Origin of the sequence: Providencia sp. 2024EL-00732 (assembly GCF_044006275.1) — a bacterium.
GTDB lineage: Bacteria > Pseudomonadota > Gammaproteobacteria > Enterobacterales > Enterobacteriaceae > Providencia > Providencia huashanensis.
In genome coordinates, this window is the sequence record NZ_JBIPDG010000001.1 from 563,802 (window position 1) to 588,769 (window position 24,968).

Genomic DNA, 24,968 nt, shown 5'->3' on the forward strand with positions numbered 1-24,968 from the left:
GATCATTGTGTGCTGTCTGCATGCCTAGTGATTTAATTTTAATGTTATTTATTGGTGGCATTAAAATTGATGAAAATATGATTAAAAACAAAATGGTTTACGCGATAAGTTAGATCCGTAACTATTTGTCTGACAGAATTTCCTGTATAATGTCTGCCTTTTTGACATTCTGAATTTTCAGCTCAATGTTCAGCAAAATGCCAAATTCCCGCAGCAAGCAAATGCACAACAAGCTGAGTAAAAGGATATTGTATGCGTACTAATTATTGTGGGCAGTTAAACATTGCTCATGAAGGCCAAAAGGTCACCCTTTGTGGATGGGTAAACCGCCGTCGTGACTTAGGTGGTTTGATTTTTATCGATATGCGTGACCGTGAAGGTATCGTACAAGTTTTTTTCGATCCGGATCGCAAAGACATATTTGAAAAAGCGTCAGAGCTGCGTAATGAGTTCTGTATCCAAATCACAGGGACAGTACGCGCGCGCCCAGATAGCCAAAAAAATAAAGATATGGCAACTGGGGAAATTGAAATCTTTGCTGAAGAGCTTGATGTTTTTAACCGCTCTGAGCCGCTACCATTAGATAGCAATCAAACGAATACAGAAGAGCGTCGTTTAAAATACCGTTATTTGGATTTACGCCGCCCTGAAATGTCTGAGCGTTTGCGTACCCGTGCAAAAATTACCAGTTTTGTGCGTAATTTTATGGATAAAGAAGGGTTTTTAGATGTAGAAACCCCAATGTTAACCAAAGCGACCCCTGAAGGCGCTCGTGACTATTTAGTCCCAAGCCGTGTACATAAAGGTAAATTCTACGCGCTGCCACAATCACCTCAACTGTTCAAACAGTTACTGATGATGTCTGGCTTTGACCGTTATTATCAAATCGTAAAATGTTTCCGTGATGAAGACTTACGTGCAGATCGTCAACCTGAATTTACCCAAATCGACGTCGAAACCTCATTTATGACCGCTGAGCAAGTGCGTGAAATCATGGAACGCATGATCCGTAACTTATGGTTAGAGGTAAAAGGGGTTGATTTAGGCAACTTCCCAATCATGACTTTTGCGGAAGCAATGCGCCGTTATGGTTCTGATAAGCCAGACCTGCGAAACCCAATGGAGCTGGTGGATGTTGCTGACATCGTTAAAGATGTTGAGTTTGCGGTATTTTCAGGTCCAGCAAACGACCCTAAAGGCCGAGTGGCTGCATTAAAAGTCCCTGGTGGTGCCGCAATGACACGTAAACAGATTGACGAATATGGTCAATTTGTAGGTATCTACGGCGCGAAAGGTTTGGCGTGGATGAAAGTCAATGAGCGTGCAAAAGGCCTTGAAGGTATTCAAAGCCCAGTGGCTAAATTCCTGAGCGAAGAGGTTATTAACCAATTGCTTGAGCGCACAGGTGCTGCTGATGGTGATATCATTCTATTTGGTGCTGGCGCGAAAAATATTGTCACAGATTCAATGGGCGCGTTGCGTTTGAAAGTTGGTCGCGACTTTGAAATCACCAACTTAAATAGCTGGCAACCGCTGTGGGTGATTGACTTCCCAATGTTTGAAGAAGATGGTGAAGGTGGTTTAACTGCTATGCACCACCCATTCACGTCACCGAAAGACTTCACTCCAGAAGATCTCGCTAACAAGCCAGAAGAAGCAGTTGCCAATGCTTATGATATGGTAATTAATGGTTATGAAGTGGGTGGCGGTTCTGTTCGTATTCACCGTAATGAGATGCAACAAACTGTATTTAGTATTTTAGGTATTAATGAAGAAGATCAGCGAGAGAAGTTTGGTTTCTTATTAGATGCATTAAAATATGGTACACCACCACATGCAGGTCTTGCATTTGGTCTTGACCGTTTAGTGATGTTGCTAACTGGGACTGATAACATCCGTGATGTTATTGCGTTTCCAAAAACAACGGCGGCAGCATGTTTAATGACAAATGCACCAAGCTATGCGAACCCAGAGGCTTTAACTGAGTTAGCCATTGCCGTCGTTGCAAAAGACCTAGAAGTAAAAAATGAAGAGTGATAACGCCGAATGAAAATCTATAAGCGCCCAGAATCGGTATTAGTCATTATCGTGGCTAAAAATAGTGGTCGGGTGCTTATGTTAAGGCGTAACGATGATCCAGACTTTTGGCAGTCAGTAACGGGAAGTCTGGAATCTAACGAAACGCCGTTTGAAACGGCGTGTCGTGAAATTAAAGAAGAAACAGGTTTTGACGTCGAACAAAATCCGCCACAAGACTTATTTCATAGTATCATTTTTGAAATTTTCGCGCATTTCAGGCATCGTTATGCACCAGATGTATCACATTGCAAAGAGCACTGGTTTAAACTAGTTCTCGATGAAGAACAAATGCCATTACTGACTGAACATACTGATTTTCGTTGGTTGACGCCGCAAGAAGCCGCCAAATTAACCAAATCATGGAGTAACAGTCAGGCTATTTTAGAATTTGCTATTTAATTTATTGTATTGACGTTTTTGGAGATATTTCATGGCAGGTCATAGTAAATGGGCCAATACCAAGCACCGTAAAGCAGCCCAGGATGCGAAACGCGGTAAGATTTTTACAAAAATTATCCGTGAATTAGTTACAGCAGCCCGTTTAGGTGGGGGTGATCCCGCAACTAACCCACGTTTACGTGCAGCTGTAGATAAAGCGTTATCAAATAACATGACTCGTGACACCTTAAACCGTGCAATTGCACGTGGTGTGGGTAATGATGATAACGATAATATGGAAACAATCATTTATGAAGGTTATGGCCCTGGTGGAACAGCGGTTATGGTTGAATGTTTAAGCGATAACCGTAATCGTACCGTTTCTGAAGTGCGTCATGCTTTCACTAAAACCGGTGGTAACTTAGGGACGGATGGCTCTGTAGCCTATCTGTTTACTAAACGTGGTGTGATCACTTATGCACCAGGTGTTGATGAAGACGCCTTGATGGAAGCGGCATTAGAAGCGGGTGCTGATGACGTAGAAACTTACGATGATGGTGCGATGGATGTGTATACGACGCCAGAAACTTTCGGTGAAGTAAAAGACGCACTTGATGCCGCTGGTTTTACTAGCGAAGCCGCTGAAGTTTCAATGATCCCATCAACAAAAGCGGAGTTGGATGCAGAAACAGCGCCAAAACTGTTACGACTCATTGATATGTTAGAAGATTCTGACGATGTTCAGGAAGTTTATCACAACGGTGATATTTCTGACGAAGTTGCAGCGACACTGTAAAAAGTGAGGTGTTTTATTACACTCGCTACAATTTAAGACATATCCGCGTAGAGAAAGCGGGCTGTTGCAGCCTGTTTTCTCTAACGCCTTCCATGATATCCCTTCTTTTATTCGCTATACTTTTCAATACTGATAACTTAATTTATTTTTACATATATGCTTGGCTAATATTATGATGTTCAAATAGCTATTTAATTGAAATTGATAGTATTATGCAGCTAACCAGAACAATAAATTATGATGTAATTAATATAAAGAGGCATAAATAGATTTTATATGGCGATTATATTAGGGATTGATCCCGGTTCAAGAGTCACCGGTTACGGTGTTATTCGCCAACAAGGCAGGCAACTGCTGTATTTGGGTAGTGGTTGTATTCGGACTCAAGTTGATGATTTACCAAGTCGTCTGCAACGAATTTACGCGGGTGTCTCGGAAATTATCACCCAATACCAACCTGATATATTATCAATTGAACAAGTTTTTATGGCAAAAAATGCGGATTCAGCTTTAAAACTTGGTCAGGCGAGGGGAGTTGCTATTGTTGCTGCAGCCAATGCAAATATCCCTGTGTTCGAATATGCGGCACGGCAAGTAAAGCAGACCGTTGTCGGTACAGGTGCTGCTGAAAAAAGCCAAGTACAGCATATGGTTAAGTCTATACTCAAGTTGTCAGCGAACCCTCAGTCTGATGCGGCTGATGCTTTGGCAATTGCGATCACCCATTGCCATTTTAATCAAAATTTACTGAAAGTTGGAGACCCACGACTGGTGTTAACGCGCGGGCGATTGAGGTAGTTTACTGCTCTTCAAGTAACTTTTTAATAATAAATAGCTTCTCAGCTGGATATGCATCCAGCATTTTTTATGGTATAAACAGCAGTATTAATAATAGCAGGCTAAATTGGTCGAATTTTAGACGATAACAGAGGGGCTCAATGTGATTGGTCGTTTACGTGGCATTGTATTAGAAAAACAACCACCAATAGTATTATTAGAGTTGCAAGGGGTTGGCTATGAAGTCCATATGCCAATGACGTGCTTCTATGAACTACCAGATATTGGCCAAGAAGCTATTGTTTTTACTCACTTTGTAGTTCGTGAAGATGCCCAATTATTGTACGGTTTTAATGATAAGCAAGAAAGAGCGCTATTTAAGGAATTAATTAAAGTCAATGGTGTTGGTCCAAAATTGGCTCTGGCGATTTTATCGGGTATGTCCGCCCAACAATTTGTTTCAGCAATAGAACAAGAAGCAATTGCATCACTAGTGAAACTTCCCGGTATTGGTAAAAAAACCGCAGAACGCTTAGTGGTTGAAATGAAAGACCGCTTTAAAGGCCTTAATGGGGATCTGTTTAATCAAACAAGTGATATCAATCTTCCTAATGTTAACAGTAAACAGCCAAGCACTGCGGATATTGAAGCTGAGGCAGCGGCAGCCTTGATTGCTTTAGGTTATAAACCGCAAGAGGCCAGCCGGATGGTCAGCAAAGTAGCTAAACCTGGTAGTGATTCAGAAACATTGATCCGTGATGCCTTACGTGCAGCACTCTGATTGAGAGACTATTAATATGATTGAAGCTGATCGCCTAATTACCGCTGAAGTGTTGCAGTCAGATGAAGAAGCTATTGACCGTGCGATCAGACCTAAGCTGTTGAATGAATACATTGGTCAGCCACAAGTTAAAAACCAAATGGAAATTTTTATTCAAGCAGCCAAAATGCGAGGGGACGCACTCGATCATTTATTAATATTTGGGCCACCAGGGCTGGGTAAAACAACGCTTGCAGGGATTGTCGCAAATGAATTAGGCGTGAATTTACGTACCACATCAGGGCCGGTCTTAGAAAAAGCAGGCGATCTTGCTGCTATGTTGACTAATCTTGAACCCCATGATGTGTTATTTATTGATGAAATTCATCGGCTTTCGCCTGTTGTTGAGGAAATTCTCTATCCTGCCATGGAAGATTACCAATTAGATATCATGATTGGTGAAGGCCCAGCTGCACGTTCAATCAAAATTGATTTACCACCTTTCACTCTAATTGGGGCAACTACACGTGCTGGGTCATTAACTTCTCCGTTAAGGGATCGCTTCGGTATTGTGCAACGCTTAGAGTTTTATCAAGTGGACGACTTACAGCATATTGTTAAAAGAAGTGCACAATACATGGGGTTAGATATCACCGAAGGTGGTGCTCATCAGGTAGCCATGCGCTCAAGGGGGACTCCACGCATAACAAACCGTTTGTTACGTCGTGTACGGGATTTCGCACAGGTTAAAGGTGATGGGTCTATTGATGAACAGATTGCTAACCAAGCACTAGACATGCTAAATGTTGATGCCGCAGGGTTTGATTATTTGGACCGTAAATTATTAGTCGCAATTATTGATAAATTTATGGGGGGGCCGGTTGGCGTGGATAACCTTGCCGCAGCTATTGGTGAAGAACGCGAAACAATAGAAGATGTACTGGAACCTTATTTGATCCAACAAGGCTTTATCCAGCGTACACCTCGAGGTCGCATGGCAACAACACACGCCTACAATCACTTTGGTTTGTCTCCAAAAGAGGTTTAATTACTTTTTTCACGGTTGGGGAAAGCTAAATAACAGGTAGTTTGCAAGCTTGATATACGGTTATAAATAACGACAAAGGCATAAACGGGCATGTTCACAGAGTATCAATATTCTGTTTAAACTTAAATTATTCGTATATTATTAATAATTTATGCCTTATTCAATTCTACGACCTTGGCAAGTAGCAAGGTCTTAGTAGTCACTTTTTTATTACTATAATATTGTATCGTATTATATAACCTTGCTGTCTTATGTCTGAAGTTAATATAGGCTAAACTTAATTATTATTTTAAATAATAATTGCCCTATAAAAATACGACTCTTTATTCTTTTTGATGAATGCTGAAAGTAAGCCCACTAGGGTAGAGGTAGCTTTTATTTAATCTTACTCAAATTAGTTAGCCACTCTATACAAAAAAACAAAAGAAAAGTAATAAATAAAGGAAAAGTAATAAATAAAGGAAAGGTAATAAATAAGAGGGTAAACTCATAACAAAGTGCCCTAGTTAAAAAAGACTAGGGCATATGCATATTTTGATAATGAATTAATTCTTTGCTTTAACTAATAAGCTAAATATAAATAAGACCGCTGAAATTAACACCACAGACGGGCCTGCTGGCGTGTCGTAAAAAGCGGAAAAGGTTAGCCCCCCAGTAACTGAAAGCATACCAATGATAATTGCTATAAATGCCATTTGCTCAGGGGTGTGGGCAAATCGACGGGCTGTAGCTGCGGGTATAATTAATAAGGAGGTAATAATTAGCGCACCAACAAATTTCATTGCGATACCAATAGTTAATGCAGTAACTAACATAAGCAATAAACGTAAGCGTTGGATATTAATACCATCCACAAATGCTAATTCAGGGCTGACAGTAATAGATAAAAGTGCCCGCCAACGATAAAAAAGCAACCCACAAACAACAATAACACCAACCAGTATTATGGTAATATCTTCGTAACTTACAGAGAGTAGGTCGCCGAATAAATAGGCCATTAGGTCTACACGGACATTTGCCATTAAACTAACAACGACTAAACCTAATGACAGTGAGCTATGAGCCATAATACCAAGCAAGGTATCAACAGCAAGTTGAGGGCGTTTTTCTAACCATACCAGTATTAAAGCTAATAACAAAGTTACGGCAATAATCGCATAAAATGGGTTTATGTTTAAAAGCAACCCAAAGGCGACACCTAATAAAGAGGCATGGGCCAACGTATCGCCAAAATAAGACATTCGGCGCCATACAACAAAAGAACCAAGAGGGCCAGCCGCAATAGCAAGTAGCATGCCTGCAATCCAACCAGGTAATAACAATTCAATCATGTTTACAGTCCTTGTTATGCTGATGCCCTGAAATAATATTACCTTCTAAATCGTGTTGGTGATTATGTTGATGACGGTATACCCCTAATTGTTGTGCACCTCGGTAGCCGAACATGGCAACAAATTCAGGGTGATTTGAAACTACATCCGGAGCGCCTGAACAACAAATATGCCCATTGATACATAGCACTTTATCCGTTTTAGCCATAACCAAATGCAAATCATGGGAAACCATTAATACCGCGCAACCGAGCTCAGTTCTTAATTGGTTAATTAAGTCATATAGCGCAACTTGCCCTGTAATATCGACACCTTGCGCAGGTTCATCAAGAACCAGTAGGTCAGGTTTATTCAGTAATGCGCGAGCGAGCAAAACTCGTTGGGTTTCACCACCTGATAATTTTTGCATTGGTTGGTCAAGTAAATGTGCTGCTTTAACCCGTTCCAGTGCAGGCAGTAAATGTTCTTTGCGTGCACCGAGTTTTAATAACATAAAGCGCTTAACAGTAAGAGGAAGGGTTGTGTCCAAATGAAGTTTTTGTGGAACATAGCCAATGGCAAGGGAAGAGTCGCGTGTTACGGTACCCGATGTCGGGGCCAGTAACCCTAACACGACACGTACAATTGTCGATTTCCCCGCCCCATTAGGGCCTAAAAGCGTGACGATATCCCCTTTATTTAGCTCAAAGGAGACGTTTTCGAGAACTTGTCTTTCGCCAAATGAAACAGAAATCTTATTTAAAGTGAGTAATGGTTGCATATGAAAAACATCTTGCAGAATTCATGTTGTGTTATATTATAACATTTCAAAATTAAAATCACGGAAAAAGACTGCTATGATACATAAATCGAAACATATTGCCCGTAAATTTCTTTTCGGGGCGGTGGCAACATCCGTATTGAGTGCAACTATGGTGTCTGCATCCTATGCGGATGTTGTCACTTCAATTCGTCCATTAGCTTTTATCGCAGCGGGAATTGCTGACGGTGTAACCGGTACCCAAGTTCTCCTTCCCGATGGCGCATCCCCCCATGATTATGCGCTTAAACCTTCTGATTTGAAAAAAATTAAACAGGCTGACTTATTCGTTTGGGTTGGACCGGATATGGAAATGTTTTTACAAAAGCCAATCAATACGTTACCACAGAATAAAAGACTAGCATTGGCCGAGCAGGAAAATATCAAATCATTACTTTTAGCAGAGCCTCACGAAGATGAGCACACCCATGAACATGGTGATGAGGCTAACTATGACAAGGATCACGAACATCATCACCATGGTGAGTATAATATGCACATCTGGTTATCCCCAGACATTGCAAATTCTGCTGCACAGGACATTTATGAACATTTAGTAGAGCTTTATCCGGAACAAAAAAATAAGCTAGACGTAAACCTTCGTAAATTCAAAGAAAATATGGCGCAAAATGATGAAAAAATTGCTAAGATTTTGCAGCCAGCTAGAAACAAGGGTTATTTCGTTTTTCACGACGCTTATGGCTACTTTGAAAAACACTATCAATTAGCTCCATTGGGGCATTTTACGATAAATCCGGAAATACAGCCTGGTGCGCAGAAATTACATCAAATACGAACTCAATTGGTTGAGCATAAAGCGCAATGTGTTTTTGCTGAGCCACAATTCAGGCCTGCTGTGATTGAAAGTGTAGCACGTAATACGGGAGTAAAAATGGGAACTCTCGACCCACTTGGAATTGGGCTGGCTATAGGGCCAGATAGCTACATGCAGTTTTTGACACAATTGTCGGAACAATACGCCAGCTGCCTGAATTAAAAAATAGAAGGAATTGTTTAAGTGCAGCAAATGGCCAAAAGTCTGGCTCAGGTATATGGTAGCCTGTCTAGAACTCACAAAATTGTATTAAGTACGCTCACAGTAGCTACCATGGCCGTCGCAATTTGGCGGCCAGTCCATATACCAGCCACTTCTGAAAATGATGGTACGCCTGATACTATTATTCCACTCTCTTTACTTTCTCCTCGTGACGCCACTGACGATATAATTCAAGATAGTAGCGATCAACTTCCTGATGAAGGGTTAGCTGACACTGAGGCTGAAGCTGCTGAGACCGGTGGAGAGGTTGCGCCATTACCCCATGAGTATGTTGTGGCAAGTGGTGATAATTTAACAACCATTTTAACCCAATTCGGTATAGAAGCAGGTGATGTTGCGACGCTATCAAATCAACATAAATCACTAAGAAATCTTAAAATAGGTCAATCGTTAAATTGGTCTTTGACAGATCAAGGCGAGTTAGAGTCTTTAACATGGGAGGTTTCTCGCCGTGAAACTCGTGTGTTTACCCGTGTTGGAGCAACGAATAAATTTGAAGAAGCTAAACAAATTCGCACTGGCGAATGGACAAATAGCGTCTTAAAAGGGACAGTCGACGGTACATTTGCACAAAGCACGAGTAAAGCAGGTTTAACGCGTAGTGAAGGTCGTGACGTGATTAAAGCTTTACAATGGCAAGTTGATTTTCGTAAATTGAAAAAAGGCGACAAATTTAGTGTTCTAATGAGCCGCGAAATGCTTAATGGTCGTAGTGAGCAAAGCCAGTTAATAGGTGTTCGGTTGCAAACTAATGGGAAAAGCTATTATGCATTCCGTGCGGAAGATGGCCGTTATTATGACAGTGAAGGGAATGGTTTAGAACGTGGTTTTTTACGTTTCCCAACGGCAAAACAATTTAGAGTTTCTTCCCAATTTAACCCACGTCGTGTAAACCCGGTTACAGGGCGTGTAGCACCTCATAAAGGTGTCGACTTTGCTATGCCAGTAGGGACACCTGTCCTTGCAGTAGGGGATGGCGAAGTGATTGTATCGAAATACAGTGGTGCGGCGGGGAATTTTATCGCGATCCGCCATGGTCGCCAGTATACCACTCGCTATATGCACTTACGTCAATTATTAGTGAAGCCAGGCCAAAAAGTTAAACGTGGTGATCGTATTGCATTATCTGGTAATACAGGGCGTTCAACGGGGCCTCATTTGCATTTTGAAATGTGGGTTAACCAACAAGCAGTGAATCCACTAACAGCAAAATTACCAAGTTCTGGTGGTTTAACGGGGAAAGAAAGGAAAGAATACTTAGCGTTAGTTAAAGAAACAAAACCCCAACTTAAACTGCAATAATTAATGATCTTATTTTTCATAGCTGGCAGGTACTTGTATCTGCCAGTTTTCTTTGTAATGCTTTCGAAAATTATTATTATAGGCTATAAAAGATAGCCGTTATTCACTTGAGTGCAGCATGAATAAAGACCAAGACACTGATAGTAAAAAAGGGTATGTACCAACCTTTCATCGTTCCTATCTACTACCTAAATATTGGGGAGTTTGGATGGGCGCAGCTGTATTAGCAGGCTTAGCTTACATCCCTGTTAAAGTTCGGGACCCATTACTAGCAAAGGCAGGGAAATGGGTAGGACGGGTAGCTAAAAGTGCGCGTCGTCGCGCTAAAATCAATTTACTTTATTGTTTCCCACAATTAACGGAATCACAAAGAGAACAATTGGTTGACCGCATGTTTGAAACTGCGCCGCAGTCTTTTGTTATGTTAGCTGAATTATGTCTTCGCGGAGCAAATAAAACACTCGCAAGAACACATTGGCATAATGAAGAAATCATTGAACGCTTAAAACAACAACAAAGTAATGTGATTTTTATGGTGCCTCATGGTTGGGCAGTTGATGTCCCAGCTATGTTATTAGCGGCAAGAGGTCAGACTATGGCCGCTATGTTTCATCACCAGAAAAACCCTGTAGCGGATTATTTATGGAATAAAGCCCGCTATCATTTTGGTGGGCGTTTACACTCAAGGGAGGCGGGTATCAAACCGTTTATCGCCTCTGTCAGGCAAGGATACTGGGGGTTTTATCTTCCAGACCAAGACCATGGTGAAGAGCACAGTGAGTTTGTCGATTTTTTTGGTACTTATAAAGCGACGTTACCTGCAATTGGTCGGTTGATGAAAGTGTGCAAAGCAAAAGTTGTTCCGCTATTTCCTGTATATGACCATAAAACACATCAATTACATATTTATATTCGTGAACCGATGGATGATATTGATGGTAAGGATGATGAATATATAGCACGAAGAATGAATGAGGAATTGGAATACCTTGTTTCACCGAACCCTGAGCAATATACGTGGATATTGAAATTACTAAAAACCCGCAAAGAAGGGGAAATTGAGCCTTATCAGCGTAAAGATTTATACCGCTAACTATCGGATACTATACGTTAACAATGAAATGAGCCCCCGCCTGAATAGGCGAGGGCAAAAGGTTATTCGACTTCTAAAATACGGCAAGTATTGGTACTACCGATAGTCCCCATCAAGTCACCTTGAGTAACTAGGACAATATCACCACTCATTAAATAGCCGTTGTCGCGTAGGCGAGTTACCGCTTCATTGGCGGCAGCGATTCCATCAGTATGGGTGCTACAGAAAACCGGAGTAACGCCACGGTATAGTGAACACTGGTTGAGTGTTTTCTCATGGCGTGACATTGCAAAAATAGGCAAGCCAGAACTAATACGTGACATCATACGAGCGGTACGGCCTGATTCTGTCATCGCAATAATGGCTTTAACCCCTTTAAGGTGGTTAGCTGCGTACATTGTTGACATCGCAATAGCTTCTTCTGGGCTATTAAATTCTGCATCTAAACGGTGTTTAGAGACATTCAAGCCAGGCATTTTTTCTGCGCCAAAACACACTTGCGCCATCGCAGCAACAGTTTCTGCTGGGTATTGACCTGCTGCCGTTTCAGCTGAAAGCATAACCGCATCTGTACCATCAAGCACCGCGTTTGCTACGTCCATAACTTCTGCACGAGTTGGCATTGGGTTGGTGATCATCGATTCCATCATTTGTGTCGCGGTGATCACGACGCGGTTTAATTGACGTGAGCGGCGGATCAATTTTTTCTGAACCGCGACCAGTTCAGGATCGCCAATTTCAACACCGAGGTCACCACGAGCAACCATAACGACATCAGATGCAAGGATCACTTCATCCATGACTTCATCATTAGCAACGGCTTCGGCACGTTCAACTTTCGCTACAATTTGGCATTCACAGCCTGCATCTCGTGCTAAACGACGTGCATAATCTAAGTCTTCACCTGAACGAGGGAAAGAAATAGCTAAATAGTCTACGTTAATTTTTGCTGCGGTTTTAATATCTTCTTTGTCTTTATCAGTTAATGCTTCAGCAGAAAGGCCACCACCTAATTTATTAATGCCTTTATTATTTGAGAGCTGACCACCAACCGTAACTTCAGTGAATACTTGCAGGCCTTGGACTTCACGTACTTTTAATTGAACACGTCCATCATCAAGGAGCAGGATATCGCCAGGTACTACATCAGCAGGCAAACCTTTATAGTCAATACCTACTTTTTGTTGATCGCCTTCCCCTTTACCTAGGTTAGCGTCAAGAATAAATTTGTCCCCAACATTTAAGAAAACTTTGCCATCTTTAAAGGTAGAAACGCGAATTTTTGGACCTTGTAAATCACCGAGGATCGCAACATGACGACCTAAACGAGCGGCAATTTCACGTACTTTATTAGCACGTATTTGATGGTCTTCTGGAGTTCCGTGGGAGAAGTTAAGGCGAACAACGTTGGCACCAGCGTTAATAATTTTTTCAAGGTTATTATCACGATCAGTAGCTGGACCAAGAGTTGTAACAATTTTAGTTCTTCTAAGCCGTCTAGACATGTATTACTCCGTTGACCTGTATGGTGTTGATAAAAGAGTGAAACCATTTCACTCCATTTCGAAACCTGTTTACTGCAAATAGGGATGCTGACACGAGCACAGCTATTATATACTGCGAATATTTTTATGCTATCAGGTCTGCAAAACTATTAAAGTCTGATAAGCAAAGAAAATCATTCACACTGCCAATTTATTGTATTCAGGCATTATCAAACCGCGAATCACGTAATGCTTCTTTGACGCGCTTCAAGTTATCTCTAAATTTTTCACCTCTTCTTAACGTAAAGCCAGTGGTTAACACATCAATAACAGCGAGCTGTGCCATTCTGGAAACCATTGGCATGTACATATCCGTATCTTCTGGGACATCGATAATAATGGCAAGGGAGGCGGCTTGTGCTAAAGGGGTATTTTCTGAGGTGATAGCAATTACGGTGGCATCATTTTCACGGGCTAAATAAGCCATATCAACGAGTGCTTTGGTTCTTCCTGTATGGGAAATTAACACGATGACATCTCCTTCAATACTATTGATGCAGCTCATGCGTTGCATAACAATATCATCAAAGTACATGACAGGAATATTAAAGCGGAAAAATTTATTCATCGCATCATGAGCGACAGCCGCAGAAGCACCAAAACCAAAAAAGCTTATTTTTCGTGCTTGCGTTAATAAATCGACTGCTCGATTGATGGCACTGATATCTAAGGTATGTTTTACGTTATCAAGGCCTGCCATAGCTGATTCAAAAATTTTGTGTGTATAAGTGTTTACGGTATCCGTTTCTTCCACATGGCGGTTTATATAGGGGGTGCCATTCGCTAAATTTTGTGCGAGCCGTAATTTAAAATCAGGGAACCCTTTAGTGTCCATTTTTCGGCAAAAACGATTCACTGTTGGTTCGCTAACGTCTGCTAATTGTGCTAAGGCTGCGATACTAAGATGAATAGCGTTTTGCGGCATGCCTAGAATGACTTCAGCCACTTTTTTTTCTGATTTACTTAAAAAATCGAGACTCATTTTCATTTGTTCTAAAATATTCATATAGCAAAAGCGCCTATTTCATCGAAAGGAGAAATTTTTGAGCCATCACGTTATCCTAGTGTTGATTTTAAGTTTCTTATTCATGAGGCTGTTATGGTGTGTGAAAATATACTATGTATGATGTGTAAACTATCTGAATGCAGAGGCTAAATGGTAGCTTTTTTGTGAAACTTTGACCCGTATCTAATTTTCAGATTAGTAAACATCCTACAGATTTGGTTATTTTGTTTCACGGGCTGGCTCCATTCAGTTTTGATGCGCACTTTTCGTACAATAAAGAATATTCCCGTTATAACATGAGATTAGGACAAAATTATGTTGTTTTTTTCAGCATAAAAACTGTGATCGGCATCATGAACATTTACTGGACACTTGCAACAGGGTACATTAGCGGAATTAGGGCTAATTTTAACAAAATTACAATAAGGCCTATCCTAGTTAGGTCTTAGATTCCGCAAATTGAGGAGAACCAATATGGCGGTACATAATGCTGCTCAAGCTTGTGACTTAATTATCTTTGGCACCAAGGGTGACCTTGCACGTCGCAAACTGCTGCCGTCGCTTTATCAATTAGAAAAGGCAGGCTACATCCACCCAGACACGCGTATCATAGGTGTTGGCCGTGCAGAGTGGAGCCAAGATGATTATGTTAACTTCGTCGAAGAAGCGTTACATAAGTTCTTAAAAGAGGAACTCGATTCAGCATTGTGGGAAAAGCTCAGCGCACGCTTAGATTTCTGTAACTTGGACGTTAATGAAACAGAAAGTTTTGTTCGTCTCGCTGAAATGTTAAAACAAGATTCCCAGCCAGCTATCCATTATTTCGCTATGCCGCCAAGCACATTTGGGGCTATGTGCCAAGGACTGGGTCATGCAAAATTAAATAAAAAACCTAATCGTGTCGTAATGGAGAAACCATTAGGAACGAATTTAGCATCCTCACAAGAAATTAATAATGAAGTAGCGAAGTATTTCGATGAAAGCCAAGTTTATCGTATTGACCACTACCTTGGTAAAGAAACGGTTTTAAACTTATTAGCTCTGCGTTTTGCTAACTCGTTATTTATTAATAACTGGGATAATCGCACTATTGACCATGTGCAAATTACCGTAGCAGAAGAGGTTGGTATTGAAGGTCGCTGGGGTTACTTTGACCAAGCAGGGCAAATGCGTGATATGGTACAGAACCACTTGCTGCAAATTTTAACGATGATAGCAATGTCACCCCCAGCAGATTTAACGACCGACCGTATTCGTGATGAAAAAGTGAAAGTATTACGTTCACTGCGCCGAATCGACCACAGCAATGTGCGTGAAAAAGCAGTTCGTGGGCAATACACTGCAGGTTTTGTGCAAGGCAAAAAAGTCCCTGGTTATTTAGAAGAAGATGGGGCGAATAAACAAAGCATGACTGAGTCATTTGTTGCCCTGCGCGTAGATATTGATGATTGGCGTTGGGCTGGCGTTCCTTTCTACTTACGTACCGGTAAACGTTTACCTGCAAAATGTTCTGAGGTGGTTGTTTACTTTAAAAAACCGGCATTGAATATTTTCTCTGAAAGCTACCAAGACCTGCCGCAAAATAAATTAACCATTCGTCTACAGCCAGATGAAGGGATTGATATTGAAATTATGAACAAGGCACCGGGTCTTGATCATAAACATCGGTTACAAACTACAAAACTGGATTTAAGCTTTTCAGAAACTTTCAATCAAACACACTTAGCCGATGCCTACGAACGCTTACTACTCGAAGCGATGAGAGGGATCCAAGCATTGTTTGTACGACGTGATGAAGTAGAAGAAGCGTGGAAGTTTGTTGATTCCATTATTGATGCATGGGCAATGGATAATGACGCACCAAAACCATACCAAGCAGGTACATGGGGGCCGATTGCTTCTGTTGCCATGATTGCTCGCGATGGGCGTTCTTGGAATGAATTTGAGTAACAGCTGATGTTATTTAGTTAACTCATCCCGCAAAAGCCAAACAATTGTTTGGCTTTTTTTGTCGTGAGGGGGAGATAAACACTTAGAGAATTAACTCACTGCGGCCCGTGGCAACCATATGAATAATGCCTTGTTCGATACGTAAACAGGCCATTTTGGCTGCGTCAGGCACTGAAAGCCCCGCAAGAAGTTGGGCGGTTAACTCTGCACCAAATAAGTCACCAGTCCCTTTGGGGGTCACGGGGTAACGTTTGTGACGGATCACCGCAACCTCATGTTGTGTCACGCAAACTACCTCGATATTGTCTTCATCAGGCTGAAATGCGCTGGTGATAATCACCCATTGAGTATTACCTTTTAATAGCGTGCGTGCCGCGTTAACAGCGTCATCTAAATTATTGACCTGTTTACCACTCAATGTCATTAATTCGAATTTATTTGGAATGATACCCGTTGCTAAAGGGATGACCTTGTCACGGTAAACTTCGGCGATTTCTGGCGGAATATAAAAGCCGCTATCTTCATCCCCCATAACTGGGTCAACAATAACTGGCAATGTTGGGCGTTGCTCCCGAATGCGTATTAGCCAGTTAGCTAAGTCTTGTGCTTTCTCAGGGGAACCTAAGTAACCTGTAAGGATAGCTCTTACTGAGTCTAAACTACCTCGCTCTATAAAGCCGTTTAAGTAGCCACGAAACCATTCACCAGGCAATTCACCACCATAGCAAGTAGAATAATGTGGGGTATTGCTGAGTACCACAGTGGGAACGGCAGCAACACGCAGGCCTTGCTTGGTGAGTGCAGGTACCGCAATACTATTACCGACGCTACCATAAATAACTTGAGATTGGATTGATACAACATCATAGGGTAGTGGAGTCGCATCGGCGGCATTTTGAAAACTATTGGAGGTAAGGCTGAAGGTGTTCATGACTCTCTCTTAGGTATATTTCAATCATATAGCTACTATAAGAAGCTTGTTCAACTAGCTTGTCAATGTTAAAGATCAAATAGCATATTAGTGCTGCCTGTAAAGTGAAAAAAAGGGTAAAAATCTATTTTTTTATTAAAAAATATTTGTGTAAAACGTATTATCTTCGACTTTTTATTCGTTTTTAGAATGCCAAAGTTACGTTTATCGTGTTTATCGATGCATAATTATGCGATTTTTTATTCAAACCAAAAGGTGTTTATATTCATTGACTTAATAAAAATGACATGCTAAAAATAAGCAGTAATTAACTATCAACATGAGGGTTCGGAGTAAATTGGGTAGATGTCTACCTGATGAAAAGAATGAGATATCATGCTTAGCTCAACTAGCGGCAAGATCAGTAAGTCCCAAAAAAGAACGACACATCGGCTTTTCCTTTCAGCTATCCTTTCCAGTGAACACTACTGGTGTGGTGCATTATAGCGTCTCTCTCGATTATTCATTCTGCTGAATAAACTCAGCAACACGTTGTTATTTATTTGAATTTTCAACAACTGCGTATGGGTATTTTGACCCCTTGGTCTGTATAAAAAACAGTCTATTACGCGGCTGCATATAGAGAGATATTATAATGATTTATTGGATATTTTTAGTATTAGCTATCATAACCGAGGTTATCGGTACCTTATCAATGAAACATGCCAGTGTCAGTGGCGATTTCACCGGTATGGTGGTGATGTATGTCATGATAGCAACATCATATATTTTATTGGCCGTTGCAGTAAAAAAAGTGGCTTTAGGTGTGGCATACGCACTGTGGGAAGGTATCGGGATCTTATTTATTACGACATTTAGCGTAATGTGGTTTGGAGAAACGTTATCACCCATGAAAATCGGTGGGTTAGTATTACTGATCACCGGTATTGGCTTGATTAAATCAGGGACCAAAAAAGCCACTGTTCGCCAATCTGCACAAAAGGTAAAACAAGTAACGCAAAATGCGGTCAATGCAGCCAAAACTAATGCTCTAGTTGGACGCGAAGCTAAGTCGGAGGCATAAGATGGCCAGTCATTTTGAATGGTGGCATGCAGCCTTTTTGATCCTAGCGGTAGTACTCGAAATTATCGCCAATATTTTACTAAAGATGTCGAATGGTTTTAAACGATATTGGTTAGGTATTTTATCGTTGGTGGCGGTATTAGGGGCTTTTAGTTCCTTAGCCCAAGCAGTAAAAGGCATTGAATTATCAATTGCTTATGCTCTATGGGGTGCGTTTGGTATTATTGCCACAGTAGCTGCAGGCTGGATACTCTTCAACCAGCGGCTAAATTATAAAGGTTGGGGTGGGATAGTGCTGCTATTGCTAGGAATGGTGCTGATTAAAATGTCTTAACCTATTTGGTATATTGAAAAGTAATATAAGCCCAAGTCGGGCTGAGGAGTTCGGCTTGGGCTTATTGTTATCTATCAATACGTTAAAAGTATATTCTTTTAATTTTTGCCTTTTGTCGTAGTTGCATCTCGCACTGATTTGACATCACTAACCGTCACTTTCTCTGCATTATTCCCCCAACTACTACGGATGAACGTCAATAAATTAGCCATTTGTAGGTCATCTAAACGCCACGCAAAATCAGGCATAGTTAACCCGGTTGGTGCATCTTGAGTCACAGGGACTTGGCTGCCATTTAATACTATCCTTATCAAAGAGTCGGGTTTTTCACTTAAGACTACTGGGCTGCCTGCAAGGGATGGGAAGGTTTTAGTATAACCCTGACCATCAATACGATGGCATGCAGAACAGTTGTCCATATACTCTTGAGCACCAGGTTGGCTCATATCTCCGGCAACTAACGAAGTGGTTGTGTTGCTAGTTGTTGAAGACGCTGAGTGTTTACTCGTTGATGTTAATGATTTTAAATACACGGCTATTGACGTTAGGTCTTCATCTGACAAATATTGTGTACTATTTTTAATCACATCAGACATTGAGCCAAATGCGGCATTTTTATCATTATGGCCAGTTTTTAAAAATTGAATGATATCTTGCTTAGACCAATTACCTAATCCACTTATCGCATTTTCAGTTAAGTCAGGTGCATACCAGTTATCGATTAGTGCCCCTGTTAAATAAGTCTGATCAGATTGGTCTAGTGCTTTTTCTGCGAATCCAATCCCCCTAGAGGTATGGCAGGCCCCACAATGCGCTAACCCTTGAACTAAATAAGCACCTCGATTCCATTGTTCGCTTTTTGAATTGTCTGCTTGATAAATACTATTGTCTAAGTAGATTTCATTCCAGACAGCCAGCGGCCAGCGCATACTGATTAGCCAAGGGATATCACTTTCTAAGTTGGCTTGCTTTACGGGTTTAACTTGCGTCATGAAATAATCATAAATCATGCGCATATCTTGGTCAGTCACTTTTGCATATGAAGTATAAGGCATCGCGGGGTAGAGGTTACGGCCGTCTTTGGCAACCCCCTCACGTACTGCCTTAACGAAGTCATCATAACTATAATTACCGATACCAAACGTTTTATCTGGTGTGATATTTGAAGAATAAACGGCCCCAATTGGGGTGATCATCTTTAATCCTCCCGCGAAAGGAGCTCCGTCTTTAGCGGTATGACAAGAAATACAATCTCCAGCTGCGACCAACTGTTGACCATTAGTGAAATTATTGTCTGCTTTGGCTGCAATGCTACAAAGGCCAATAATCAATAATAGAGAGTTTATTTTTAGCTTACCCATCATATTCCCCTTTATTTAGGCTTGAACCAAAGGACCTGGGTTTGGTAAATAAAGTTCACGTATAGCGTTTGCAGCAAACAGTGCTGTCGCACCCACTATCCCGGTTGGGTTATAAGCAAGGTTTTGTGGAAAACAACAAGCCCCTAATACAAATACATTGGGAACATCCCAAGTTTGCATGTACTTATTTACGACACTATTTTGTGGGGAGTCACCCATCACTGCACCACCGGTGGTATGGGTTGATTGGTATGGGCGTACATCATAATGTGCATCCATTGACATAAACCCCATTTCATAATGTTTAGGGTTCATTCTTTTTGTTATTTCTTCAGCCTTAGAACCGACAAAGTTAGTCATTTTCAATTCGTTGGGTTGCCAATCGAATGTCATTCTTAACAGTGGTAGGCCATGCTTATCTTGGTAAGTTGGATCAAGGTCTAGGTAACATTGTTTATAAGGCATGACAGACCCTGAGGCCCCAATATGCATTGAGTGTAAATAATTTTCTTTAATAGCTTTTTTCCAACCTGTTCCCCATGTTGGCGAATCTTTTGGTATCGTCATTTGCTGAATAGGGCGTCCACCTGAAGTTGTCGTCGATATTGTTGAACCGCCGATAAAGCCTAGTTGGCTATGGTCAAAATTTTCAGCGTTATAGTTATCAATAAAACTACCTGTGCAGCCCGCGGCGGCGAATGGATTCATGAATTGGTTTTGATCGTAAAATAAAGTGACTCCACCGTTCATTTGATAAGCAAAGTTACGACCGACAACCCCTTCTCCTGTAGTAGGGTTATAAGGTTTTCCTATATTCGATAACAAAAGTAGTCGGACATTATGTAATTGGAATGCACTTAAGATAACAAGGTCTGCTGGCTGTACAACACGCTGCCCATGGCTATCTATATAAGTGACTCCCGTTGCTTTTTTCCCCGTCGAATCCATATTGACTTGAACAACATGTGAGTTTGTTCGTAATTCAATGTTCTTATGTTGCCTTAATGCTGGGAGCACACAGGCTTGAGGGGATGCTTTAGAATAGTTAAAACAGCCAAAACGTTCACAATAACCACAATAATTACAAACCCCAAGTTGAACGCCATAAGGGTTGACGTAAGGCTCTGTACAGTTAGCACTTGGTGTTGGGAAAGGGTGGTAACCAAGGGATTTTGCTGCTTCATTAAATAATATGGATGAATATTGCATTTTTAATGGTTTAGTTGGATAAGGGTTTTTCCGTTCAGACTCGAAAGGGTTTCCTCCATCCAAAATTTTGCCATTAATATTACCGGCTTGGCCTGAAGTTCCACAAATTTTTTCAAATTTGTCAAAATAGGGCTCCATTTCTTCATAACTAAAAGGATAATCCTGTACAGTCATATCCGATGGAATAAAGTCAGCCCCATACTTTTCAATAACAGTACTGCGCATTTTGATATCTGCATGTAACGGTCGCCAAAGCATGCCATTCCAGTGAACACCCGCACCACCAACCCCATTTCCGGGCAAGAAAGAGCCTAAACGCCGATAAGGCAGCGCAGTGTCTGATTGTTTATGCCTTACCGTAATGGTTTCTCCAGATATATTTTGGAATAATTTCAGTCGAATACCATAAGTCAATTCATCTGCAATTCGAGGATAAGCAAAATCAGGATAAGTATCCCGTTTTTCACCTCGTTCAAGAGCGACTATTTTTAGACCTGTATTGGCGAGCTCCATGGCCATTAATGACCCAGTCCAACCAAAACCCACAATGACAATATCAACAGGATCTTTTTTAATTTCCATGGCTATATTCCTCTTTTTTTACCTGAAATACTCACGGGCCCTAATGGGTACGGTTGACCAGGATTATCCATAACTTGTTGATAATCAGCTCTAGCACCAGGGAACCCAATTAATTTCCACGAAGCCATCGTTTGATTTCCGCCATGAATCGGGTCAGAAAAATAGCCCTCTTTTGTATTTTCAAGCATTTGTGTGAAGAACAGTTCGCTTGGAACGGAGGAAAGTTCAAGCGCGCCATTTTCAAGCTGAGTGAGTATTTCATCTTGCTCTGCCGTTTCTAGTTCAGCGAACATTTTATTGTGGTGTTGTTGACACCATACATTGACATCCTGAATCCCATTGCGCCATAAATCACGAGGGGTTAACGGAGATTGATAACCTAATTCTGGAACACTAGTTGCAAAGGGGCCATGCATATACCAAAGATGCCCATATCCATAAGGTTGTTCCATTTGTTTATCAATAAAAATAGGGATGCCTTCATCGACGGCACCTGGGCCATATTGGTCGGCAGGAATAAGCCTATTGGTGGCTGCAAGAACGAATTGCCACTCAATTTCATTAAAAAAAAGCGGGGAATATAGCGTTGATAAATTATTGGGTGAATGAGATGTAGCAGCTAAACTGTCCATGGTTATTAGATTGCTGCCTAGCGCGGTAAGCGGAATGATAGCTAATGTTTTTTGTAAAAAAATTCGCCTAGGAGGTACGTTTTCTTTTTTGCTCATATTACTATCCCAGTTATGATCTATTAATTTAAATAAACACATAAGTTTCTTTTAGTGCGCGATATAAGATAGAACTATCTAAAATTTATAGTCGTTTATTTTAATGAGGGATATTTGCCTAAAAAAGGTTTCTAAATGTGTTTTATGTAACAAAACGCAGATTTTAGTGGCAATAAATTGTTAATAAGGGAAGCTGGATTGAGAAAATTGGGATGCTGCTTTAGCTATTTTATTCGCGGGCGATTGCAGACAGAAGGCAGTTTTAAATTTAAAGGGTATATTTTTAGTTTAGAGCCCCAGTTTCGTTACTAGGACTCCTAAGCTAACCCTACAATCACTTATTTTTAAATATAAAATCAATCAATTGCAGCAATTATCTTTATTTCAACTTTATATTCAGGCTTCATCAATAATGCCTGTACAGTACAACGTACAGGTGCGCTTCCCGCAACGACCCATGCATCCCATGCTTGGTTCATCCCAGCAAAATCAGCTTTATCAGCCAAGAAAATTGTTGCATCGAGGATTTTGCTTTTATCCGAACCTATACGCTCTAACATGACATCAATTGCAGCAAGTGTATTGGCGGTTTGCGCCACGATATCGGCATCGAGGTTTTCTGGCACGCTGGTGTAGTAAACAACATTATTATGAATAACAGCTTCAGACCAACGATTATCTGGGTCAATACGTTTAATGGACATAATCATTCCTTATTATACATGTAACTCAAGAATAGCAGCTTGATAGCCGGATGAAAATCAGTTGTTCAACCAAGTATTAATTAGCTCAGCAGGGTAAGCCAACTCATGGTAAAGTGTGCTACTCATTTTTTTGATAAATAGGTTTTTGTTGTGCACGATGATTTTTCTGCGGATGGCTTTTTAGCCAGAACAATTCCTGGTTTTCAACCTCGTGAAGCTCAGGTCACTATGTCCAAAGCCGTAGCTGAGTCGATTGAACAGCAACAGGTGCTGGTGGCTGAAGCGGGAACGGGAACAGGAAAAACCTATGCTTATTTAGTGCCAGCATTGCGTAGTGGGAAAAAAGTTATTGTTTCAACTGGGTCAAAAGCACTACAGGATCAATTATATCATCGGGATTTACCCTCAATAATCGAAGCGATGAACTATACTGGGCGCACAGCTTTATTGAAAGGGCGCTCCAATTACTTGTGTTTAGAAAGGTTAGATCAGCAATCATTAGGTGGCGGAAGCCTCGAACCAGAAATTTTATCTGCCGTTGTTAGGTTACGTAGTTGGTCAATAGAGTCTGAGTTAGGCGACACCAGTACTTGCCATGATATTGCTGAGGATAGCCCGGTTTGGCCACTAGTCACTAGTACCAATGATAATTGTCTGGGAAGTGATTGCCCTCGTTATAAAGAGTGTTTTGTTCTCAAAGCTCGCCGTAAAGCTTTAGAAGCGGATATTGTCGTCGTCAATCATCATTTATTCATGGCGGATAGAGTCGTCAAAGATACAGGGTTTGGGGAACTAATCCCCCAAGCAGAGGTAATGATTTTTGATGAAGCACACCAAATTCCAGATATTGCCAGCCAATATTTTGGCCAACAGTTAAGTAGTCGTCAATTACTTGACTTTGCCCGGGACATGGTCATGACGTATCGAACGGAGTTGAAAGACCAAGTACAACTGCAAAAAAGTGCGGATAGGCTAACGCAAAGCACGTTAGATTTTAGGTTGAATTTGGGGGAAAACAGCTTCCGTGGGAACTTACGTGACTTACTTAAGCTACCTGCTGTGCAAAGGGCGCTGACATTACTCGATGATTCATTAGAATTATGCTATGAGGTAATTAAAACCTCTTTAGGGCGCTCTCAAAGCTTAGATTCTATTTTCGAGCGAGTAACTATGTATCGCAACCGGCTAAACCGGCTTAAAGATGTTTCTATTGCTGGCTACAGTTATTGGTTTGAAAGCTATGGACGTCATTTTTTACTCGCTTTGACCCCATTAACGGTCGCAGAAAAATTTAGTGAGATGATTAATAGCACACCTGCGAGTTGGGTTTTCACATCAGCAACGTTATCTGTCAATGAAAAGCTAAGTCATTTTACAGACCGCTTAGGTTTGGTTAAAGCCAAAACATTATTACTGGCGAGCCCATTTGATTATCAACGTCAAACGTTGTTGTGTGTGCCGCGTTTTTTACCGGAACCGAATCAACGCGGAGTTGCGCAAAAACTGGCAACGATGTTACGGCCTTTAATCGAGAAAAACCAAGGGCGGTGCTTCTTTTTGTGTACATCTCATGTGATGATGCGTGAATTAGCCGAAGAATTTAAAACCTCATTAACGTTACCCGTATTAATGCAAGGGGAGAGCAGTAAGAACAAACTGTTATCTCAGTTTATTGCGGCAGGAAACGCTGTGTTAGTCGCAACAAGTAGTTTCTGGGAAGGGGTAGATGTACGTGGCGATGAACTTACTTGTGTGATTATTGATAAACTGCCATTTACGGCACCAGATGACCCCTTATTGAGGGCGCGAATTGAAGACTGTGAATTACGCGGTGGCGACCCTTTTGCCGATGTACAGCTACCTGATGCTGTTATTACCTTAAAACAAGGTGTTGGTCGGTTAATTCGTGATACAAGTGATTATGGTGTGATAGTGATTTGTGATAATCGCCTAGTGACTCGTCCTTATGGTGAGGTATTTTTACGCAGCCTTCCTCCATCTCCACGGACGAGAAGCGTAACCAAGGCTATCGAATTTCTTGAAGAAAAAAGGCGACAGTCTCCCTAAAAAGAGTCAATTCCTTGGCGTTTTTCTGCTGTTACGGAAGTTGTTTGTGTTAATATGCATAACATCTTT

General features: G+C 41.1%; 22 protein-coding genes. 13 read left to right on the forward strand and 9 right to left on the reverse strand.

The genetic code is table 11. The features are described from left to right. Positions 1-252: 252 nt before the first annotated feature. The 6 genes from aspS to ruvB all read left to right on the forward strand — a co-directional run bounded on the left by aspS (position 253) and on the right by ruvB (position 5,838). Positions 253-2,037 carry an aspartate--tRNA ligase gene (gene aspS / locus ACHB7C_RS02630; protein WP_042843902.1) on the forward strand — a complete coding sequence of 595 codons (1,785 nt, stop codon included), beginning with the start codon at positions 253-255 and terminating at the stop codon, positions 2,035-2,037. Positions 2,038-2,046: 9 nt separating this feature from the next. Further along, entirely contained in the window at positions 2,047-2,478 is a 432-nt protein-coding gene (nudB, locus tag ACHB7C_RS02635; RefSeq protein WP_042843901.1) for a dihydroneopterin triphosphate diphosphatase, read from the forward strand. Between the two features lie 31 nt (positions 2,479-2,509). Beyond that, a complete protein-coding gene (locus ACHB7C_RS02640) occupies positions 2,510-3,253 on the forward strand; it encodes a YebC/PmpR family DNA-binding transcriptional regulator (protein WP_042843899.1) in 744 nt (247 codons plus the stop codon). Between the two features lie 276 nt (positions 3,254-3,529). After that, positions 3,530-4,051, forward strand: coding sequence for a crossover junction endodeoxyribonuclease RuvC (gene ruvC / locus ACHB7C_RS02645; protein WP_042843898.1), 522 nt, complete (start codon positions 3,530-3,532; stop codon positions 4,049-4,051). 142 nt (positions 4,052-4,193) lie between these two features. Then, positions 4,194-4,811 carry a Holliday junction branch migration protein RuvA gene (ruvA, locus tag ACHB7C_RS02650; RefSeq protein WP_042843897.1) on the forward strand — a complete coding sequence of 206 codons (618 nt, stop codon included), beginning with the start codon at positions 4,194-4,196 and terminating at the stop codon, positions 4,809-4,811. 16 nt (positions 4,812-4,827) lie between these two features. After that, entirely contained in the window at positions 4,828-5,838 is a 1,011-nt protein-coding gene (gene ruvB, locus ACHB7C_RS02655) for a Holliday junction branch migration DNA helicase RuvB (RefSeq protein ID WP_042843896.1), read from the forward strand. Positions 5,839-6,383: 545 nt separating this feature from the next. Here the strand turns inward: ruvB and znuB are convergent. Further along, positions 6,384-7,169 (reverse strand): zinc ABC transporter permease subunit ZnuB, encoded by a 786-nt coding sequence (gene znuB, locus ACHB7C_RS02660; protein WP_042843895.1) that lies wholly within the window; start codon positions 7,167-7,169, stop codon positions 6,384-6,386. Continuing rightward, on the reverse strand, positions 7,162-7,929 hold the full coding sequence (znuC, locus tag ACHB7C_RS02665; protein ID WP_042843893.1) for a zinc ABC transporter ATP-binding protein ZnuC: 768 nt from the start codon (positions 7,927-7,929) through the stop codon (positions 7,162-7,164). Before znuC ends, znuB begins: the two co-directional genes overlap by 8 nt. A 76-nt stretch (positions 7,930-8,005) precedes the next feature. On the opposite strand from znuC, the gene znuA reads away from it, so the two are divergent. From znuA to lpxM, 3 genes are all read left to right on the forward strand, one after another. Further along, positions 8,006-8,965, forward strand: a complete 960-nt coding sequence (gene znuA, locus ACHB7C_RS02670) for a zinc ABC transporter substrate-binding protein ZnuA (protein WP_042843892.1) — start codon at positions 8,006-8,008, stop codon at positions 8,963-8,965. Positions 8,966-8,986: 21 nt separating this feature from the next. Beyond that, the gene (mepM, locus tag ACHB7C_RS02675; protein WP_129465874.1) at positions 8,987-10,327 is read left to right on the forward strand and encodes a murein DD-endopeptidase MepM; all 1,341 of its coding nucleotides are present in this window, start codon (positions 8,987-8,989) and stop codon (positions 10,325-10,327) included. 118 nt (positions 10,328-10,445) lie between these two features. Beyond that, entirely contained in the window at positions 10,446-11,420 is a 975-nt protein-coding gene (gene lpxM / locus ACHB7C_RS02680) for a lauroyl-Kdo(2)-lipid IV(A) myristoyltransferase (protein ID WP_042843890.1), read from the forward strand. Between the two features lie 62 nt (positions 11,421-11,482). On the opposite strand, the gene pyk is transcribed toward lpxM, so the two are convergent. Together pyk and ACHB7C_RS02690 are read right to left on the reverse strand one after the other, a co-directional pair. Beyond that, positions 11,483-12,925 carry a pyruvate kinase gene (gene pyk / locus ACHB7C_RS02685; protein WP_042843889.1) on the reverse strand — a complete coding sequence of 481 codons (1,443 nt, stop codon included), beginning with the start codon at positions 12,923-12,925 and terminating at the stop codon, positions 11,483-11,485. A gap of 199 nt (positions 12,926-13,124) precedes the next feature. Beyond that, positions 13,125-13,970 (reverse strand): MurR/RpiR family transcriptional regulator, encoded by an 846-nt coding sequence (locus tag ACHB7C_RS02690; protein WP_042843888.1) that lies wholly within the window; start codon positions 13,968-13,970, stop codon positions 13,125-13,127. Between the two features lie 474 nt (positions 13,971-14,444). Between ACHB7C_RS02690 and zwf the strand changes: the two genes are divergently transcribed. Next, positions 14,445-15,920, forward strand: coding sequence for a glucose-6-phosphate dehydrogenase (zwf, locus tag ACHB7C_RS02695; RefSeq protein ID WP_042843887.1), 1,476 nt, complete (start codon positions 14,445-14,447; stop codon positions 15,918-15,920). Between the two features lie 82 nt (positions 15,921-16,002). Here the strand turns inward: zwf and pdxK are convergent, their stop codons facing one another. After that, positions 16,003-16,851 (reverse strand): pyridoxine/pyridoxal/pyridoxamine kinase, encoded by an 849-nt coding sequence (gene pdxK, locus ACHB7C_RS02700; protein ID WP_048607124.1) that lies wholly within the window; start codon positions 16,849-16,851, stop codon positions 16,003-16,005. A 634-nt stretch (positions 16,852-17,485) separates the two neighbouring features. Between pdxK and mdtJ the strand changes: the two genes are divergently transcribed. Beyond that, positions 17,486-17,914 carry a multidrug/spermidine efflux SMR transporter subunit MdtJ gene (gene mdtJ / locus ACHB7C_RS02705; RefSeq protein ID WP_042843885.1) on the forward strand — a complete coding sequence of 143 codons (429 nt, stop codon included), beginning with the start codon at positions 17,486-17,488 and terminating at the stop codon, positions 17,912-17,914. Between the two features lies 1 nt (position 17,915). Further along, complete coding sequence (gene mdtI / locus ACHB7C_RS02710; RefSeq protein ID WP_042843883.1) at positions 17,916-18,248, forward strand: multidrug/spermidine efflux SMR transporter subunit MdtI; 333 nt, start codon at positions 17,916-17,918, stop codon at positions 18,246-18,248. Positions 18,249-18,346: 98 nt separating this feature from the next. Here mdtI and ACHB7C_RS02715 read toward each other — a convergent pair whose 3' ends face one another. From ACHB7C_RS02715 to ACHB7C_RS02730, 4 genes are all read right to left on the reverse strand, one after another. Further along, on the reverse strand, positions 18,347-19,612 hold the full coding sequence (locus ACHB7C_RS02715; protein ID WP_166684898.1) for a cytochrome c: 1,266 nt from the start codon (positions 19,610-19,612) through the stop codon (positions 18,347-18,349). Between the two features lie 12 nt (positions 19,613-19,624). Then, positions 19,625-21,400: a GMC family oxidoreductase gene (locus tag ACHB7C_RS02720; protein ID WP_048607132.1), complete on the reverse strand. Its 1,776-nt coding sequence runs from the start codon at positions 21,398-21,400 to the stop codon at positions 19,625-19,627. A gap of 2 nt (positions 21,401-21,402) precedes the next feature. Next, a complete protein-coding gene (locus tag ACHB7C_RS02725; RefSeq protein WP_048607134.1) occupies positions 21,403-22,128 on the reverse strand; it encodes a gluconate 2-dehydrogenase subunit 3 family protein in 726 nt (241 codons plus the stop codon). A gap of 356 nt (positions 22,129-22,484) precedes the next feature. Beyond that, positions 22,485-22,832 (reverse strand): RidA family protein, encoded by a 348-nt coding sequence (locus ACHB7C_RS02730; protein WP_042843880.1) that lies wholly within the window; start codon positions 22,830-22,832, stop codon positions 22,485-22,487. A gap of 150 nt (positions 22,833-22,982) precedes the next feature. On the opposite strand from ACHB7C_RS02730, the gene ACHB7C_RS02735 reads away from it, so the two are divergent. Then, entirely contained in the window at positions 22,983-24,899 is a 1,917-nt protein-coding gene (locus tag ACHB7C_RS02735) for an ATP-dependent DNA helicase (protein ID WP_395346323.1), read from the forward strand. Positions 24,900-24,968: the final 69 nt, after the last annotated feature.

Coding starts and splice junctions, on each gene's coding strand:
- mdtJ (WP_042843885.1), top strand. CDS start 17,486: ATGATTTATTGGATATTTTTAGTATTAGCTATCATAACCGAGGTTATC.
- pdxK (WP_048607124.1), bottom strand. CDS start 16,851: ATGAACACCTTCAGCCTTACCTCCAATAGTTTTCAAAATGCCGCCGAT.
- znuA (WP_042843892.1), top strand. CDS start 8,006: ATGATACATAAATCGAAACATATTGCCCGTAAATTTCTTTTCGGGGCG.
- pyk (WP_042843889.1), bottom strand. CDS start 12,925: ATGTCTAGACGGCTTAGAAGAACTAAAATTGTTACAACTCTTGGTCCA.
- znuB (WP_042843895.1), bottom strand. CDS start 7,169: ATGATTGAATTGTTATTACCTGGTTGGATTGCAGGCATGCTACTTGCT.
- ACHB7C_RS02725 (WP_048607134.1), bottom strand. CDS start 22,128: ATGAGCAAAAAAGAAAACGTACCTCCTAGGCGAATTTTTTTACAAAAA.
- ACHB7C_RS02715 (WP_166684898.1), bottom strand. CDS start 19,612: ATGATGGGTAAGCTAAAAATAAACTCTCTATTATTGATTATTGGCCTT.
- znuC (WP_042843893.1), bottom strand. CDS start 7,929: ATGCAACCATTACTCACTTTAAATAAGATTTCTGTTTCATTTGGCGAA.
- ACHB7C_RS02720 (WP_048607132.1), bottom strand. CDS start 21,400: ATGGAAATTAAAAAAGATCCTGTTGATATTGTCATTGTGGGTTTTGGT.
- ACHB7C_RS02640 (WP_042843899.1), top strand. CDS start 2,510: ATGGCAGGTCATAGTAAATGGGCCAATACCAAGCACCGTAAAGCAGCC.
- mdtI (WP_042843883.1), top strand. CDS start 17,916: ATGGCCAGTCATTTTGAATGGTGGCATGCAGCCTTTTTGATCCTAGCG.
- nudB (WP_042843901.1), top strand. CDS start 2,047: ATGAAAATCTATAAGCGCCCAGAATCGGTATTAGTCATTATCGTGGCT.
- zwf (WP_042843887.1), top strand. CDS start 14,445: ATGGCGGTACATAATGCTGCTCAAGCTTGTGACTTAATTATCTTTGGC.
- ACHB7C_RS02730 (WP_042843880.1), bottom strand. CDS start 22,832: ATGTCCATTAAACGTATTGACCCAGATAATCGTTGGTCTGAAGCTGTT.
- ruvC (WP_042843898.1), top strand. CDS start 3,530: ATGGCGATTATATTAGGGATTGATCCCGGTTCAAGAGTCACCGGTTAC.
- ACHB7C_RS02690 (WP_042843888.1), bottom strand. CDS start 13,970: ATGAATATTTTAGAACAAATGAAAATGAGTCTCGATTTTTTAAGTAAA.
- lpxM (WP_042843890.1), top strand. CDS start 10,446: ATGAATAAAGACCAAGACACTGATAGTAAAAAAGGGTATGTACCAACC.
- aspS (WP_042843902.1), top strand. CDS start 253: ATGCGTACTAATTATTGTGGGCAGTTAAACATTGCTCATGAAGGCCAA.
- ruvB (WP_042843896.1), top strand. CDS start 4,828: ATGATTGAAGCTGATCGCCTAATTACCGCTGAAGTGTTGCAGTCAGAT.